General features: G+C 67.2%; 14 protein-coding genes. 8 read left to right on the top strand and 6 right to left on the bottom strand.

Annotation, left to right across the window (positions count from 1 at the left end):
* Positions 1 to 208 precede the first annotated feature (208 nt).
* The 4 genes from CJ177_RS12935 to CJ177_RS12920 all read right to left on the bottom strand — a co-directional run bounded on the left by CJ177_RS12935 (position 209) and on the right by CJ177_RS12920 (position 4,607).
* Positions 209 to 1,672 carry an aldehyde dehydrogenase family protein gene (locus CJ177_RS12935; protein ID WP_095867882.1) on the bottom strand — a complete coding sequence of 488 codons (1,464 nt, stop codon included), beginning with the start codon at positions 1,670 to 1,672 and terminating at the stop codon, positions 209 to 211.
* A 184-nt stretch (positions 1,673 to 1,856) separates the two neighbouring features.
* Positions 1,857 to 2,960: an NADH:flavin oxidoreductase/NADH oxidase gene (locus CJ177_RS12930; RefSeq protein ID WP_095868218.1), complete on the bottom strand. Its 1,104-nt coding sequence runs from the start codon at positions 2,958 to 2,960 to the stop codon at positions 1,857 to 1,859.
* A 31-nt stretch (positions 2,961 to 2,991) separates the two neighbouring features.
* Positions 2,992 to 3,393, bottom strand: a complete 402-nt coding sequence (locus CJ177_RS12925; RefSeq protein WP_005250650.1) for a cupin domain-containing protein — start codon at positions 3,391 to 3,393, stop codon at positions 2,992 to 2,994.
* 41 nt (positions 3,394 to 3,434) lie between these two features.
* A complete protein-coding gene (locus tag CJ177_RS12920) occupies positions 3,435 to 4,607 on the bottom strand; it encodes an acyl-CoA dehydrogenase family protein (protein ID WP_025433372.1) in 1,173 nt (390 codons plus the stop codon).
* A 294-nt stretch (positions 4,608 to 4,901) separates the two neighbouring features.
* Here CJ177_RS12920 and CJ177_RS12915 point away from each other — a divergent pair, with 294 nt between their 5' ends.
* The 3 genes from CJ177_RS12915 to CJ177_RS12905 all read left to right on the top strand — a co-directional run bounded on the left by CJ177_RS12915 (position 4,902) and on the right by CJ177_RS12905 (position 7,255).
* Positions 4,902 to 5,243: a DUF485 domain-containing protein gene (locus CJ177_RS12915; protein ID WP_095867881.1), complete on the top strand. Its 342-nt coding sequence runs from the start codon at positions 4,902 to 4,904 to the stop codon at positions 5,241 to 5,243.
* A complete protein-coding gene (locus CJ177_RS12910; RefSeq protein WP_025433374.1) occupies positions 5,236 to 6,822 on the top strand; it encodes a cation acetate symporter in 1,587 nt (528 codons plus the stop codon). Before CJ177_RS12915 ends, CJ177_RS12910 begins: the two co-directional genes overlap by 8 nt.
* 115 nt (positions 6,823 to 6,937) lie before the next feature.
* Complete coding sequence (locus tag CJ177_RS12905; RefSeq protein WP_005250642.1) at positions 6,938 to 7,255, top strand: EthD family reductase; 318 nt, start codon at positions 6,938 to 6,940, stop codon at positions 7,253 to 7,255.
* 15 nt (positions 7,256 to 7,270) lie between these two features.
* On the opposite strand, the gene CJ177_RS12900 is transcribed toward CJ177_RS12905, so the two are convergent.
* The gene (locus CJ177_RS12900; RefSeq protein WP_005250641.1) at positions 7,271 to 8,134 is read right to left on the bottom strand and encodes an acyl-CoA thioesterase II; all 864 of its coding nucleotides are present in this window, start codon (positions 8,132 to 8,134) and stop codon (positions 7,271 to 7,273) included.
* A 188-nt stretch (positions 8,135 to 8,322) separates the two neighbouring features.
* On the opposite strand from CJ177_RS12900, the gene CJ177_RS12895 reads away from it, so the two are divergent.
* The 5 genes from CJ177_RS12895 to CJ177_RS12875 all read left to right on the top strand — a co-directional run bounded on the left by CJ177_RS12895 (position 8,323) and on the right by CJ177_RS12875 (position 13,698).
* On the top strand, positions 8,323 to 10,113 hold the full coding sequence (locus tag CJ177_RS12895; protein ID WP_025433375.1) for an acetyl-CoA carboxylase biotin carboxylase subunit: 1,791 nt from the start codon (positions 8,323 to 8,325) through the stop codon (positions 10,111 to 10,113).
* A 1-nt stretch (position 10,114) separates the two neighbouring features.
* Complete coding sequence (locus CJ177_RS12890; RefSeq protein WP_095867880.1) at positions 10,115 to 10,864, top strand: SDR family NAD(P)-dependent oxidoreductase; 750 nt, start codon at positions 10,115 to 10,117, stop codon at positions 10,862 to 10,864.
* Positions 10,865 to 10,917: 53 nt separating this feature from the next.
* Positions 10,918 to 12,483 carry an acyl-CoA carboxylase subunit beta gene (locus tag CJ177_RS12885; protein WP_095867879.1) on the top strand — a complete coding sequence of 522 codons (1,566 nt, stop codon included), beginning with the start codon at positions 10,918 to 10,920 and terminating at the stop codon, positions 12,481 to 12,483.
* Positions 12,480 to 13,238 (top strand): SDR family NAD(P)-dependent oxidoreductase, encoded by a 759-nt coding sequence (locus CJ177_RS12880; protein ID WP_061697308.1) that lies wholly within the window; start codon positions 12,480 to 12,482, stop codon positions 13,236 to 13,238. Before CJ177_RS12885 ends, CJ177_RS12880 begins: the two co-directional genes overlap by 4 nt.
* 124 nt (positions 13,239 to 13,362) lie before the next feature.
* Positions 13,363 to 13,698, top strand: coding sequence for a WhiB family transcriptional regulator (locus CJ177_RS12875; RefSeq protein WP_095867878.1), 336 nt, complete (start codon positions 13,363 to 13,365; stop codon positions 13,696 to 13,698).
* Positions 13,699 to 14,030: 332 nt separating this feature from the next.
* On the opposite strand, the gene CJ177_RS12870 is transcribed toward CJ177_RS12875, so the two are convergent.
* Positions 14,031 to 14,873: a mycofactocin-coupled SDR family oxidoreductase gene (locus CJ177_RS12870; RefSeq protein WP_005250628.1), complete on the bottom strand. Its 843-nt coding sequence runs from the start codon at positions 14,871 to 14,873 to the stop codon at positions 14,031 to 14,033.
* Positions 14,874 to 15,137: the final 264 nt, after the last annotated feature.

Here is a 15,137-nt window from a genome sequence, read left to right as displayed (position 1 = left end):
CAGGCGGTGGCGCAAGATGGGGCCACAATCCAATAAACGAACGTACGTATGTTAGTTCAGTCTCGGTTGTCGTGTCAACGATCACAACGAGAGTTGGTGCCGAACAACCCCGCAGCGTCCAAGTAGTGGGGTCGAACCGGCTTCGGCCACAGAACACGCGCACGCCCGGCTGGTGCACCAGCCGGGCGTGCGAGGGCTTCGAAAGGTGTCAGGCGAGCGAGACGGTGACCGCCTTGCTCTGCAGGTAGCCGTCGAGGGCTTCGCCGCCCATCTCCTTGCCCCAGCCGGACTGCTTGAAGCCACCGAAGGGCAGAGCGGCGTCGAAGACGTTGTAGCAGTTGACCCATACCGCGCCGGCGTTGACCGCCTCGGCGAAGCGGTGGGCGCGACCGACGTTACTCGTCCACACTCCGGCCGCCAGACCGTAGGTGGTGTCGTTCGCGCGGCGCAGCACCTCGGCTTCGTCGTCGAACGGCATCAGCGAAACCACCGGGCCGAAGATCTCCTCCCGGGCGATGGTCATGTCGTCGTCGACCCCGCCGAGCACGGTCGGCTCGAGGTAGTAACCGGGCTCGCGGGTCTGGGCACCACCGGCGATGATCTCCGCTCCGTCACTGAGCGCGCCCTCGACGAGGGTCTTGACCTTAGAGCGGTGCTGGTCGGAGATCATCGGGCCGACCAGGACGCCGCGCTCGGCACTGGGCCCGATCTTGATCTGCGGCACCTTGGCGGCGATGCGGGTCTGGACCTCCTCGTAGACGTTGCGCTGCACATACAGCCGCGACCCGGCCGTGCAGGCCTCCCCCTGGGCGTAGAGGACCGCACCGAGCACTCCGTCGACGGCGATGTCGAGATCGGCGTCGTCGTAGATGACATTGGGAGATTTGCCGCCGAGTTCGAGGGTCAGCTTGCTCAGGTTCGATGCGGCCGCGACGACGATCCTCTTGCCGGTCTCGACCGAGCCGGTGAACGCAACCTTGTCGACCTGCGGGTGACCGGCCAACGGAGCTCCGGCGTCCGCGCCCGTTCCGGTGATCACGTTGACCACTCCGTCGGGCACACCGGCTTCGACAGCCAACTCCGCCAGGCGCAGCGGGGCCAGGGAGGCGAGTTCGGCGGGCTTGAGCACCACGGTGCATCCGGCGGCCAGCGCCGGGGCGAGCTTCCAGACCGCGGCGAGTGCTGCGCCGTTCCAGGGGATGATCTGGGCGACGACGCCGACCGGCTGACGCCGGGTGTAGGAGAAGAAGTCTCCGGGGTTCTGCCGCGACAGCGGGATGGTGCGTCCCTCGAGCTTGGTGGTCCACCCGGCCATGTAGCGCAGCAGGTCGGCCATGTTCGGCAGGTCGATGTCGCGGATGAACGCGTAGGGCTTTCCGCAGTCCTGGGTGTCGATGAGGGCGATCTCGTCGGCGTTGGCCTCGATGAGGTCCGCGAAGCGGTGCAGGATCCGGGCGCGGGCCTCGGCCGGCATCCGCCGCCACGGGCCGTCGTCGAATGCGCGGCGGGCAGCCTGCACCGCCAGTTCGACATCGCGCGGGCCGCCTGCGGCGATCTCGGCGAGCTTTTCTCCGGTCGACGGGTTGAAGACGTCGACAGTGCCGCCTTCGACCGGATCCACCCACTTACCGTCGATCAGCAGTTGATGACGGCTGGGGCTGGTCTCGGACATTTTTTCTCCTTCAGGTAGCGCTGCTCGGCGAACACACGAACGCTGGCGGCGATGATGCGGCCGTGGGTGCCGCCCGGCGCGCGGAAGTCCTCGGGACCCGGCACGCCTACCACATACGAACGATTGTTTTCTTACGGTACCGGGTGGGCACCCATCCATGTCAACGATCGCGCCCACCAGGAGATCAGGGGATGTTGCCGCGGTAGCGGGCCGACTGGTACGGGGTCGGCCAGTCGAGCGTGTCCTCGACGCCGAGTTCCTTTGCCGCCTTGAGCGGCCACATCGGCTCGCGCAGCAGGTTCCGTCCGACGAAAACAGCGTCGGCGGCTCCGTCGACGAGGACTTGCTCGGCCTGAGAGGAGTCGGTGATCAGTCCGACGGCCGCGACCGGCAGGGATGTGTCGTTGCGGATCCGGCGAGCGAACGGCACCTGGTATCCCGGTCCGACGGTGATCTTCTGCTCCGGGGTCAGGCCGCCGCTGGAGACGTCGACGAGGTCGATCCCGGAACCCTCGAGCGAGCGGATCAGTGCGACGCTGTCGTCGACGTCCCAGCCGTCCTCTGCCCAGTCGGTGGCGGAGATCCGGAGCAACAGCGGCAACTCCTCCGGCCAGACCGCGCGGACCGCGGCGATGATCTCCCGCAGCAGCCGGGCGCGGCGGTGGGGGTCTCCGCCGTAGTCGTCGGTGCGCCGGTTGGTGATCGGGGACAGGAACTGGTGGAGCAGGTATCCGTGTGCGGCGTGGATCTCGACGACCCGGAATCCTGCGGCCAGGGCACGGGCGGCGGCGTCGGCGAAGTCGGTGACCACTTTCGCGATGTCGGCGACGGTCATCTCGCGCGGCACTGCCTGGTCTCCCCAGGCCGTCGCCGACGGACCGACCGTCTCCCAGCCGCCCTCGCTGATCGGGAGGGTGCCGTCGCCCTCCCAGGGAACCTGCGCGGAGGCCTTGCGACCGGCGTGCGCGAGTTGGATACCGGGGATCGATCCGTGCTCGGTGACGAACCGGTTGATGCGGGCGAACGCCTCGAGCTGCGTGTCGTTCCACAGCCCGGTGCACTTGGGGCTGATCCGCCCTTCCGGGCTGACCCCGGTCGCCTCGGTGAGCACCAGGCCGGCCTTCCCCTTGGCGAACGAGCCGAGGTGCACCAGATGCCAGTCGTCGGGTATGCCGTCGTCGGCGGAGAACTGGCACATCGGCGCTACCCAGAGGCGGTTGCGAAAAGTCACACCGCGCAGGGTCAGCGGCGAGAACAGCCGCGTGCGATGAATGGTGGGTTGAGACAACACGAGCTCCTCGGGTCTGGTTTGGTGGCCGTCATTCCAGCGTGGAGCCGGCGTTCGGGCCCTCGAGGAACTTGTTGGGGGTCAGGAAGAAACACAGCACCAGGGCCCCGTTCGGCGCAGAGGCGCGGTGCTGGTTGCCCTGCGGGCGCCACGAGAAGTTCCCGACGGTGGTCTCGCCTTCCTCGTCGACGATGCTTCCTTCGAGCACCCAGGTCTGCTCGATCCGGACGTGCTCGTGCAGCGGCAGGACCGATCCGGGCTGCCAGCGGAACAGGGCGGTGAGCAGACCGCTCTCCTCGTCTTTGAGTAGCACCTTGATATCGATGCCCTCGTACCCGGAGGGGCGCCAAGGAAGGGCGTCGACGTCGACGTAGCGCGAGGCCAGCGGCGGAAGTGCGTTGAGTTCGTCGGCGAAGGGGGTGATCGCGGGCATGATGGTGTTTCTTTCTGTGTAGTGGTGTGCGGGTGCGCGAGTCAGAACGACCGCGGCAATCCCAGGTACTTCTCACCGATGTGGTTGCGGAGCATCTCGTTGGTCAATGGGGCGAAGGTGTAGAGGCGGGCGTCGCGGAACAACCGCTCCATCGGGTATTCCTTGCTGAACCCGGATCCGCCCATCAGGCGCATGCCGGCGTCGGTGACGGCGACCGCCGCATCGGAGGCGGCGACCTTGGCCATGGCGCTGAGAATGTCGGCGCGTTTCCCGGTGGCGGTGGCCTCGGCGGCCTGGAGCATCAAGGCACGGGCCGACTCGATCGCGATGGCGCCGTCGACGAGCCGGTGCTGGCCGGCCTGGAAGCTGCCGACCGGACGCCCGAACACCTGACGCTGGCGGCCGTAGTCGACGGCGGCTTCCAGCGCGCCCCGCGCGATCCCGAGTGCGGCGGCGGCGGCGTTGAGTCGTTCACCGTTGAGAGTGCCCAGCACCTGCCGGAACCCCTGGTCGACGTGCCCGAGGACGGCGGAGGCATCGATTTCGACGTTGTCGAAGGTGACCTCGCAGGTGTCCAGGCTGTGGATGGCGAAGGTATCGAGTTCCCGCACGGTGATGCCGGGAGTGTCGGTCGGGACCACGAACATGGTGATGCCGTCGATCGGAGAGGACTCGGGCGTCGAGGTCCGGGCCAGGACGATGAGATTCCTCGCGTGCTGCGGACCCGAGATCCAGGTTTTAGCGCCGTTGAGAATCCACCGGCCGTCGTCGGACTTCTTCGCCCGGGTGCGCATGACGCGGGCGACGTCGGTGCCGCCGTCGGGTTCGGTCAGTGCGAAGGCGACCCGCTCGCTGCCGTCGAGGAGCGGGGCAAGGACGGTGCTGCGCTGCTGGTCGCTGCCGTACTCGGTGAGCAGTCCGACGCCCATGTACTGCACGACCAGGCACACCGCCATCGAGGTCGGACCGGCGGCGAGCTCTTCGAGGACGATGATCTGGAGTCTCGGGTCGGCGCCGCTCGTGCCGTCGGCCTGGGCGTCGAGTCCGATCAGCCCGGCCTCCCCGAGCGCCCGGTACAGCTCGAGGTCGAACGCGTTGGCGTCGTCGAGTTCCCTGACCCGCTGCGGGGGTGCAAATCGTTCGATGATCTCGCGCACCATCTCGCGCAGATCCGCTTGCTCCGTGGTGTCCGGCAGGGTGCCGCTTCCGATCATGAGACTCCTCCGACTCGGGGTGACCGCGGCCTTCAGGGCGCAAGGGTGCGGCCGCCGCGCTGTGACCCGGTCACCCACCCCACGATACAAACGAACGCACGTTTTTCCAAGAGGTCAGAAGCTCCTTCGTTTCGCCTGGACAAACAAACACCCGTTCGTATAGCCTGTGTGATGCCCATTACAGAGGGCGTGCAGACCGTTCGGTCCCACACGCGACCCGGTCCGCCCTCACTCGTCGTGAACTCGCGGTATACGCGCGAAAGACGGCACCGACCAGCACGAGAAAGGGTGACCATGCCTCCCACCGAGACCTCCGTCGACTGGAGTCGACTCTGGTCGGATCCGTCGATGCTCCGCCTGCGACGTGACCGCCGAAGTTTCTTCACCGTCGCCTGGAGCGTTTTCGCGGTGGCATTCTGCGCGCTCGTCGGCTTCGCCGCCTTCGCCCCGGAGATCATCGCCAAGCGTCCCGTGTCGGGGCTGAGCATCGGGCTGATCCTGTCCCTGACCTACGTCGCGACCGTGATGGGACTCGGCGCCTGGTACGTGCGCCGCGCACGCCACTGGGACACCCTGGCCGCGGCCGTGCTGAGCGTGCCCGCCACCCGAGAGCGAGAGGTCGCGGGCAATGTCTGACGGATTCAACACCACCGCCGTCGTCGTCACGATCCTGCTGCTGGCGACCACCTTCGTGGCGACCTACTTCGCCTCGCGCCGCACGAAGACGTCGGCGGAGTTCTGGACGGCCGGCGGGGGTATGACCGGACGCAAGAACGGCACCGCCATCGCCGGCGACTTCCTGTCCTCGGCCTCCCTGCTGGGTTACGCCGGGCTGGCCTACCTCTACGGCATGGACGGCATCGTCTACGCGATCTTCGCGTGCGGGATCTTCCTGATGGTGATGTTCCTGATCGCCGAAAAGCTGCGCAATCTGGGGCGTTTCACGTTCGCCGACGCGCTCGCCACCCGACTGAGGTCCGGTCCGGTCCGCATCGTCTCGGCGATCTCGACGCTCTTCATCTGTGTCTTCTACCTACTCGCCCAGATGGTTGCCGGCGGCGTGCTGATGGAGGCCCTCGCCGGAATCGACTTCTCCTGGGGCGTGGTGATCGCCGCGGTCCTGATGCTGACCTATGTGCTCTTCGGCGGCATGCTCGCCACGACGTGGCTGCAGATCATCAAGGCCGTGGCCCTGATGAGCGTCGTCGCACTGCTGGTGATCCTGGTTCTCATCCGAATCGATCCCAACCCGCTCAACATCATCGAGCAGGCGGTCTCGCAGAGTAAATTCGGCGATCACTACCTGGCCACCGGCAACTCCTTCAAGGGGCCCTGGAACATCATCTCCATGGCAGTGGCCGTGACGTTGTCCGCGGTGGGCCTGCCCCATGTGCTGATGCGGTTCTTCACCGTTCCCGACGCCATCGAGGCACGCAAGTCCGCGATCTGGGCGATCAGCCTGATCGGTGGATTCAACGTCCTCATCGCGTTCCTCGGCATCTCGGCACGCGCCGCCCTCGGCGCCGGCGGGGAGGAAATCGCCGGCAAGGGCGGCAATCTCGCCCTACCCGCCTTGACCGTCTGGCTCGGCGGTGGCGACGGCTTCGCGTCCGACCTGCTGCTGGCGCTGGTGGTCGCGGTCTCGATCGCCACGCTGCTGGCGGTATCGGCCGGCCTGGTGCTCAGCGCGTCGAGCACGATCGCCCACGACCTGTGGGCCAAGACGTTCCACCGTCCCGAAACCGAGGAAATGACGGTCGGCCGGATCGCGGCAGTGGCGTTGGTGATCGTCACCGTCGGTGTCACCCTGGCCATCGGCGGCACCCAGAACGTGACCTTCCTGGCCACGCTGGCGACCTCCACCGCGGCCAGCGCGAACTTCCCCGTCCTGATCATGACGCTGCTCTGGCGGCGGATGCGTACCCTCGGCGCCGTAGTCGGGGCGCTGTCGGGTCTGCTGACGGCGCTGGCGCTGATTCTGACAGGTCCGCTGGTGTGGCCGAGTCTGGCTCCGCTGCTGTCGGATTCACTGACGACCACAGCGCCCTTCCCGCTGGCCTTCCCGATCCTGCTGTCGGTGCCCGCCGGATTCCTCGGGTGCATCGTGGGCAGCTACCTCAGTCGTGAGCCCGCAAATGACGCCGCCTTCGACGAACTTCAAGTGCGAGCCCTGACCGGGGCAGGTCTGGACAAGACGAAGACCCTCGCGCACTGAATCCCCTCACGGCGGCGTTCGACCGGAAGCTGTCATCTCCGGCCGAACGCCGCCGTGCATTCCCGATTGGTCGCCGAACTTCTACCGTCGCCGACCCCGACTGAAGGAGAAATGTATGTCCGTCAAGATCGTTGCGCTGATCACGTCGAAGTCCGAGCTCTCTCGCGACGAGTTCCTCCGGTACTGGAACGTCGAGCACCCCCAGTACGTATGGAAGCTCCCGGAACTCGAGCGCTACGTGCAGAACCCGGCGATCGAGCATCGCACGGAATGGGCCTACGACGGGATGGCGGAGCTGTGGTTCCCGTCCGTCGCCGCGGTGGCCCAGGCGTTCGCCTCGCCGGAGGCGGACGCCGTCCGCGAGCACGAGGAAGAATTCATCGGGGACATCACCTGGTTTCTCGCCTCCGAGTCGGAGATCGTGCCGGTCTGAACGGGGCCGTCGAGATCAGGGTTCGCGCAGGATGCCCTCCTGGGACGCCGAGGCGACGCGAAGACCCGCCTCGGTGGTGAAGTCGCAGGTGCACAGGCATCGGCCACCGGTGGCGATCGGGCTGACCTGCCGACACAGCATCCAGTCGTTCATCGAGAACCGGCGGTGAAACCACATCGCGTGGTCGATGCTGGCACCGGCAATCACCCGGTTGCCGTACCAGGAGCGCCCGTGGGGCATCAGCGCAGGATCGAGCAGTGTCAGGTCGCTGATGTACGTCAGCAACGCGGTGTGCAGCAACGGCTCGTCCGGGACGTGCGCGGCCGCGCGTACCCAGAACAACTGTTCCGGGACCCGGGTTCCGGCCGATGCGAGCGCTTCAGGATGATCGACGAAGCGGAAATCGAACGGATGCGGATCCGACCACCACGCCGGCAGCATGGCAAGGTCCGGTTCGAGTCGTTCGCCCAGCGGCGGCAGCTGACCCGGTGTGGTGCCGGGCGGCGACGCCGACCACTCGTGCTCAGGTCCGGTCTGCGCGGTGGCGAACGACAACTGCAGCGTCGCCAGTACCGCACCGCCCTGCGTCGCTGTGACGGCGCGGGCGCTATAGGAGCGGCCGTCGCGCAGGATCGTCACCTCGTAGACGACCGGCGCCTCGGGGTCTCCGCCGCGCAGGAACAGCGCGTGCAGGGAATGTGGGGTTCGACCGACGGTCACCGTCGCACCGGCGGCCATCAGCGCCTGGGCGAGAACCTGCCCACCGAAGAGCCGCGGCAGTTTCCGGGCCGCGGTCGGTCCACGGAACCGGTTCCCACCGGTGGGGGTCACTCGCAGAGCGTCGACCAGCAACTCGAGTTGTTCGGCAGACGCAATCACCGTCCGTGTCCTCTCTGTCGTCGACCCCACCTCACGGATGCGGCGGGGACCATCGTTGACCGTTACCACATCTGACGGTACCGTAAGCGAACGTACGATTGTTTGTCTAAGCGACATGGTCTTACGAAGGCGACCCCACACCGGGGCGTCCATCGCACAGGTATTTCGAAACCCCAAGGAGTCCGGGCATGTTGTCCAAGGTCCTCGTCGCCAACCGCGGCGAAATCGCGGTCCGCATCATTCGCACGTGTGCAGAGGCCGGTGTAGCCAGCGTCGCCGTGTACTCGGAGGCGGACGAGAAGGCACTGCATGTGCGACTGGCCGACGAGGCGGTCCTGCTCGGCGCGGCCTCCGCGTCGGAGTCGTACCTGGCGATCGACAAGATCATCGAGGCAGCCAAGAGCACCGGTGCGCAGGCCGTGCACCCCGGCTACGGCTTCCTGGCCGAGAACGCAGCGTTCGCCAAGGCCGTGGAAGACGCCGGATTGATCTTCATCGGGCCCCCCTCCTCGGCGATCGAGGTGATGGGTTCGAAGATCGCCGCCCGCGATCTCGCCGCGAAGGCCGACGTCCCGCAGGTCCCCGGCTCGCAGGGCACCATCGCCTCCGTGGCGGACGTGATCGCGTTCGGTGACGAGCACGGCTACCCGGTGGCGATCAAGGCCACCTACGGCGGTGGCGGCCGCGGCATGCGCATGGTCGCCTCGGCCTCGGAGGCCGAATCCGCGTTCGCCTCGGCCAAGCAGGAATCCGCTGCCGCGTTCGGTCGTGACGACGTCTACCTCGAGCGGTACCTGTCCAGCGCTCGCCACGTCGAGGTCCAGGTCTTCGCCGACACCCACGGTAGTGCGGTGTGGATCGGCGACCGCGACTGCTCGGTGCAGCGCCGACATCAGAAGCTGATCGAGGAAGCACCCGCTCCCGGCCTGTCGGATGAGCTGCGCCGCGCCATGGGCGAGGCGTCGGTCCGCCTGGCCAAGCAGGTCGGCTACGTCGGCGCCGGCACCGTCGAGTTCCTCGTCGAGGCCGACCGGGAGGCCTTCTACTTCCTGGAGATGAACACCCGCATCCAGGTCGAGCACCCGGTCACCGAGATGACCCTGGGCCTGGATCTGGTCGCCGAGCAACTCGCCGTCGCCGCCGGCGAGCCGCTGTCGATCACCGAGTCCGGCGCCGTCCCGCGAGGGCACGCGATCGAGGTCCGCGTCAACGCCGAGGACACCCGCGGCGCCCTGTTCATGCCCAGCCCCGGACCGATCGCCACCGTGCAGGCACCGACGCGCGCCGGCGTCCGCTGGGACGGCGGCTACGAATCCGGCGACGAGGTCCAGCCGTACTACGACAGCCTGGTGGGCAAGCTCATCGTGTGGGCACCGACCCGGGACCGCGCCCTGGACCGGCTGACCCTCGCCCTCGACGAGCTGATCATCGACGGCGTGCCCACCACCGTCCCCGCCGCACGACAGATCATTGCGCACAAGGACTTCCGCAACGTCGCCATGCACACCAACTGGCTCGAGCGCGACATCGACTTCGCCTCGCTGCTGCCGCCGGTCGAGGACCTGTCCGACACCGATGCCGAGGACACCGAGGAGATGCTGCCCCGCAACGAGGTGTGGGTCGGTGACCGCCGCTACGTCATCCCGTTCTTCACCCCCGCAGGTCCGGCCGCTGCCGCGCCCGTCGCCGAGCCGCAGGCGCGCCGCGCCGCGACCGGCGGACCACGGAAGAAGCGGGGCGGCGGCGCCGCGGCGAGCGGTGAGGCCAAGAGCCCGATGCAGGGCACGGTCGCGCAGATCGACGTCGAGGTCGGCGCCCAAGTCGAGGCGGGGCAGGTGCTGATGGTGCTGGAGGCGATGAAGATGCAAAACCCGATCCGTGCCGCCGTCAACGGTGTCGTCGAGTCCTTGCACGTCGAGGTCGGGCAGGTCGTCGCGGCCGGAGCATCCCTGGCCACCGTCGTGGCGGCAGGTGAGTGAGATGACCACACCCGCAGGGCCGCCGGTCGCGGTCGTCACCGGCGCCGGAGGCGGACTCGGAGCCGTCACCGCCACGGTGCTCGGCGAACTCGGCCTGGCGGTGGCCTGCGTCGACATCGACGAAGTCGCGGCCAAGCGCACCGCCACCGAACTGGGCAACAACGGGGTCACCAGCGCCGCGTACGGCGTGGACATCACCTCCGAATCGGCGGCCGGCTCGTTGGTCGACGCGGTGCACGCCGACCTCGGCCAGGTATCCCATCTGGTCAACATCGCCGGCATCCTGCGCCGCACCCATCTCGCCGACACCACCGCCGACTCCTGGCGGCAGGTCATGGACGTCAACGTCACCGCCCCGTTCCTGCTCACCCAGGCCTTCGCGGACGATCTGAAGGCCGCCGAGTACGGACGAGTGATCAACTGCGCCTCATTCGCCGGCACCCGCGGCTACGAGTACTCCGCCTACGCCGCCTCCAAGGCCGCACTGATCAACCTGACCAGCTCCCTGATGTTCGACTTCTGGGGCACCGCGGTCACCGTGAACGCCGTCGCCCCCGGCGCGATGGTCACCCCCATGCTCGACCGCCCCGCGGCAGAGCGGATGGCGGCCAAGACACCGACCGGACGCATCCTCGACCCCGACGACGTCGCCGCGGTGATCGGGTTTATCGCCGGCCGCGCATCCCGCGGGGTCAACGGCACCACCACCGTGATCGACGGCGGCGCCTCCCTGCTGTTCAGCTACAAGTAGCGCCCCCACCGACGATTCGTAATCCACTACCTCCGAAACAGTTTGGAAAGATCATGACTGACATTCTCGACGAGAAGACCACAGCGGGCCCGGTAGGCCCGCATGAAGAGCTCGAGACGCGGCTGGCCAAGGCTCGGCTCGGTGGCTCGGAGAAGCAACGCCAGAAGCAGATCGATGCAGGCAAGATGCTCGTGCGCGACCGGTTGGAACTCCTGTTCGACAACAGCTGGTCCTTCGAGGACGGCCTGCTCGCCCGCTACGACGAGGGTCTGCCCGGCGACGCCGTCGTCACCGCGGTCGGCAAGGTCGACGGCCGCGATGTCGTCGTCATCGCCAACGACTACACCGTCAAGGCCGGCACCTGGGGCAAGCGCACCTTCGAGAAGATCGTCCGCGCCCAGGAACTCGCCGACTCCACCGGCACCCCGATCGTGTACCTGTTCGACTCCGCCGGCGCCCGCATCGACGAACAGTTCGAAAGCTTCGTGGGCCGTCGCGCCTGGGGCAACATCTTCTACAACCAGGTCCAGATCTCCGGCCGCGTCCCCCAGGTCTGCGCCCTCTTCGGCCCCTCCCCCGCCGGCTCCGCCTACGTGCCCGCACTGTGCGATCTGACGATCATGGTCCGCGGCCACGCCACCGCCTACCTCGGCTCGCCGCGACTGGCACAGATGGTGACCGGTGAAGACGTCACCCTCGAGGAAATGGGCGGCGCGGAAATGCACTCGACCGTCTCCGGCCTGTCCGACGTCCTCGTCGAGGACGACGCGGAAGCCATTGCCGCCGTGCGGGTGTGGCTGTCGTTCCTGCCGTCGAACTGGCAGCAGGAGCCCCCGATCACCGCACCGGCGGAACCGTCCGGTGCCCGGACCATCAAGGAGATCGTCCCCGAGGTCGAATCCGAGATCTTCGACATCCACGAGCTGATCGACTCCCTCGTCGATGACGCCAGCTTCTTCCCGTACAAGGACCTCTTCGCCCCGGAACTGGTCACGGGGTTCGCGCGCCTGAACGGCCAGAGCGTCGGCATCGTCGCCAACCAGCCCACCGTGAAGGGTGGAGTGATCTTCCCCGACTCTTCCGACAAGGCCGCCCGGTTCATCTGGATCTGCAACGCCTACAACATCCCGATCCTGTTCCTGGTCGACATCGCCGGCTACATGATCGGCTCGGAAGTCGAGCGTCAGGGCATCATCCGGCACGGCGCGAAGATGATCTTTGCCGTCTCCGAGGCCCGCGTGCCCCGCATCACCGTGCTGCTGCGTAAGGCGTACGGCGGCGGTTACCTCGCGATGTCCGGTGCCCCGATGCAGCCGGACGCATTGATCGCGCTGCCGACGGCCAAGCCTGCCCTGATGGGGCCGGACGCCGCCGTGAACGGCATCCACTACAACCGCATCCAGGCCATCGAGGATCCGGAGGAGCGGGCCGCGTTCATCGCCGAGAAGCAGGCCGAGTACGCCGCCGGCATCGACGTGTTCAAGATCGCGAACGAGAACGCCGTCGAAGCGGTCGTGCCCGCGAACGAGCTGCGCGACGAACTCACCCAGCGTCTGGCGCTCTATCGCAAGCGGGACCGCACCGCACCCGCCCGCCGAAACGGCGTCACCCCGGTATGAGCGCGCCGGTGCTCGCACCGCGGCGGGAAGGTCTCACCGGTGTCGTCACCGGTGCGGGCACCGGGATCGGTCGGGCCTGCCTCGAAGTGCTGGTCGACCACGGCGCCCGCGTCGACGCGTGGGATCGGAGCGACGGGGCCCTGGCAGATCTTGCCGGGCGTGAGGATGTCGCTGCCCGTACCGTCGATGTCACCGATGCGGCGGTCGTCGCATCCGCAGCGTCGGCGGCGTTGAAGCATTGGGGCCACATTGATTTCGTGATCAACTGCGCAGGCGCGTTTCTGGTCGGTCCGCTAGCCGATGTCAGTGCCGCGTCGGTGCGTGCGCTGTTCGAGGTGAACGTGCTCGGGACGACGGTGGTCACGCAGGCGTTGCTCCCGGCGCTCGAGAGCAGCAGGGGGTCCATCGTGAACGTGGCCAGCTCGGTTGCCCTCAAACCGACCGCCAGTAACGCGCACTACGCGGCGTCGAAAGCGGCGGTCGCGCACCTGACCCGGTGCTGGGCCCTGGAATTGGGCCCCAAGGGTGTCCGGGTCAACTCCGTCGCTCCCGGACCGACGCCGACCGCGATCTACCGGACCGCCGGGATGAGCGCGGAGCAAGAGTCGACGCTACTCCGCGAGCGGGCTGAGGCGATTCCACTCCGCCGGGTCGGCGATCCCGTCGACACCGCCCGGTGGATCGCACGGTTCGCACTCGAGGACGACTGGACGACCGGCGTCGTTCTTCCGGTGGATGGTGGGATGGCGCTCTGACGCCGCGCATCCTCGCCATTCGCTTTCAGCACCCGGATCCCGGGCCCTCACGACGAGGGCCCGGGATCCGGTGCCTCCCGTCGGATCAAGTCAACCTTCGACTCCGAAAGCGACCTATCCCGCAGTGCCTGATCATTCGGACCACCACATCGACCGGGACTGGCAGCACCGCGCCGCCTGTCGCGGCACCGACACCGAGAGGTTCTTCTCCCCCGACGGTGAATGCGGCAGCGTCCGCGCCCAGCGTGAGCACGCCGCCAAACAGATCTGCCAGGACTGCCCCGTGCTCGCCGAATGCCGCACCCACGCCCTCACCGCCACCGAGGCTTACGGCATCTGGGGTGGCATGTCCGCAAACGAGCGCGCCCGCCAGACCAGACGTACCCGCCTCGCGTCCCGGCCCGGGGAGTACGTCGCGCCACCGGACCCTCGAACCGCGCCGGACCCGAGCACGTCATGAGGTAGAACAGTCACGGCCACCCACTACGACGCACCGAGAGTCATCGAATCCGGCGAGTCCGCAGGAACGTCCCTCGAACAGAGGTCGGCCAGCAGGGAGGACGCGCAGTCACCCGTCGTGTACGTCGAGGACGTGCGTGATCCCGACACAGTCCGACGAATCACCTGCACCGGCCATCGGGCCCGTATGAGGCACCCTCACTGAGCAGAGGCGCGAAGACACGCAGCGCAAAACCCACTGCCCCTTCACCCGCGACGGAAACGTCTCGGGTGAAGGGGCAGTGGGGATGGTCCCGCGGCCAGACTTGGACCGGCCACGGAATCCGACGGCTTCTAGCCGCCGACCTTCTGACTTGCGCCGGCGTCGATGGGCAGGTTGATTCCGGTGATGTACCGCGATTCGTCCGAGGCCAGGAAGAGCACGGCGTTGGTGATGTCGATGGGTTCGACCCACGGGATGTTCGGGAGCGAGTGCATCGTGGCGAACGCGTCGCGGGAGTCCTCGAGCGTCGGGTGCGCGAGGTCCGGACGGAAGAGTCCGTAGAAGGTCTCGTTCTGCAAGAGCTTGGTGTTGACGTTCGTCGGATGGACCGCATTGACACGGATCCCCTTGGGGCCCAGCTCGTTCGCGAGGGTGTGCATCAGTCCGACGATGCCGTGCTTGGCGGTGACGTAGTGGCCGACGTTCGGGTAACCGTTCAAGCTCGACGTCGATCCGGTAAAGATGACCGAGCCACCTTCGCCCCGCTCGACCATGTTCGGCACCGCGGCCTTGACGGTGTGGAAGACACCGGTCAGGTTGGTGTCGATCATGTCGTTCCACTGCTCTTCGGTCAGGTCCAGGACCTTGTTGGCCGAGATGATGCCTGCGTTGGCGCAGACGATGTCGATACGGCCGAACTCAGCGAGGCCGTCGGCGACCGCAGCCTCCATCTGCTTCAGGTTGCGCACGTCGGCCTGCGCGATGACGACGCGGCGGCCCAGCTCCTCGACCAGTCGCGCCGTTTCCTTCAGGTCGTCGAGCGACGCCATCGGGTACGGCACACTGCCGATCTGGTCGGCGATGTCGATGGCGATGATGTCAGCGCCCTCTTTGGCCAGCCCCAGTGCGTGTGAACGGCCCTGGCCGCGTGCGGCCCCGGTAATCAGGGCGACCTTGCCCTCCAAGCGGCTCATTGAGTTTCCAATCTCTCGATGTACGACCCTGCCGATGTCGGCGGAGCAACCAACAAACGTACGTGCGTTTGTTTAATTAGAGTGTGATGTGAGCGACAGCAAATGTCAACCATGCGTGCCGGGTGAAGACGAGGGCCCGTGCATGCGCCATGGCGGCAGACGAGCACCACAAAATGATCAACAGAGTCCGGGAAGCATTCTCCGCGAGAGCATTACCGAGACAACGGGACGAACAGCGCAGCGATCCCACGTGCGTACGCGGCC

Origin of the sequence: Rhodococcus sp. ACPA1, from assembly GCF_002300195.1 — a bacterium.
In the GTDB taxonomy this organism is placed as follows: Bacteria; Actinomycetota; Actinomycetes; order Mycobacteriales; family Mycobacteriaceae; genus Rhodococcus_F; species Rhodococcus_F opacus.
This window is presented reverse-complemented; position numbering and strand designations above follow the sequence as displayed.

What these genes read in the sequence shown, in the direction of transcription:
- CJ177_RS12935 (WP_095867882.1), bottom strand. Translation starts at nt 1,672, where the DNA reads ATGTCCGAGACCAGCCCCAGCCGTCATCAACTGCTGATCGACGGTAAG.
- CJ177_RS12895 (WP_025433375.1), top strand. Translation starts at nt 8,323, where the DNA reads ATGTTGTCCAAGGTCCTCGTCGCCAACCGCGGCGAAATCGCGGTCCGC.
- CJ177_RS12870 (WP_005250628.1), bottom strand. Translation starts at nt 14,873, where the DNA reads ATGAGCCGCTTGGAGGGCAAGGTCGCCCTGATTACCGGGGCCGCACGC.
- CJ177_RS12910 (WP_025433374.1), top strand. Translation starts at nt 5,236, where the DNA reads ATGTCTGACGGATTCAACACCACCGCCGTCGTCGTCACGATCCTGCTG.
- CJ177_RS12905 (WP_005250642.1), top strand. Translation starts at nt 6,938, where the DNA reads ATGTCCGTCAAGATCGTTGCGCTGATCACGTCGAAGTCCGAGCTCTCT.
- CJ177_RS12915 (WP_095867881.1), top strand. Translation starts at nt 4,902, where the DNA reads ATGCCTCCCACCGAGACCTCCGTCGACTGGAGTCGACTCTGGTCGGAT.
- CJ177_RS12885 (WP_095867879.1), top strand. Translation starts at nt 10,918, where the DNA reads ATGACTGACATTCTCGACGAGAAGACCACAGCGGGCCCGGTAGGCCCG.
- CJ177_RS12880 (WP_061697308.1), top strand. Translation starts at nt 12,480, where the DNA reads ATGAGCGCGCCGGTGCTCGCACCGCGGCGGGAAGGTCTCACCGGTGTC.
- CJ177_RS12920 (WP_025433372.1), bottom strand. Translation starts at nt 4,607, where the DNA reads ATGATCGGAAGCGGCACCCTGCCGGACACCACGGAGCAAGCGGATCTG.
- CJ177_RS12890 (WP_095867880.1), top strand. Translation starts at nt 10,115, where the DNA reads ATGACCACACCCGCAGGGCCGCCGGTCGCGGTCGTCACCGGCGCCGGA.
- CJ177_RS12925 (WP_005250650.1), bottom strand. Translation starts at nt 3,393, where the DNA reads ATGCCCGCGATCACCCCCTTCGCCGACGAACTCAACGCACTTCCGCCG.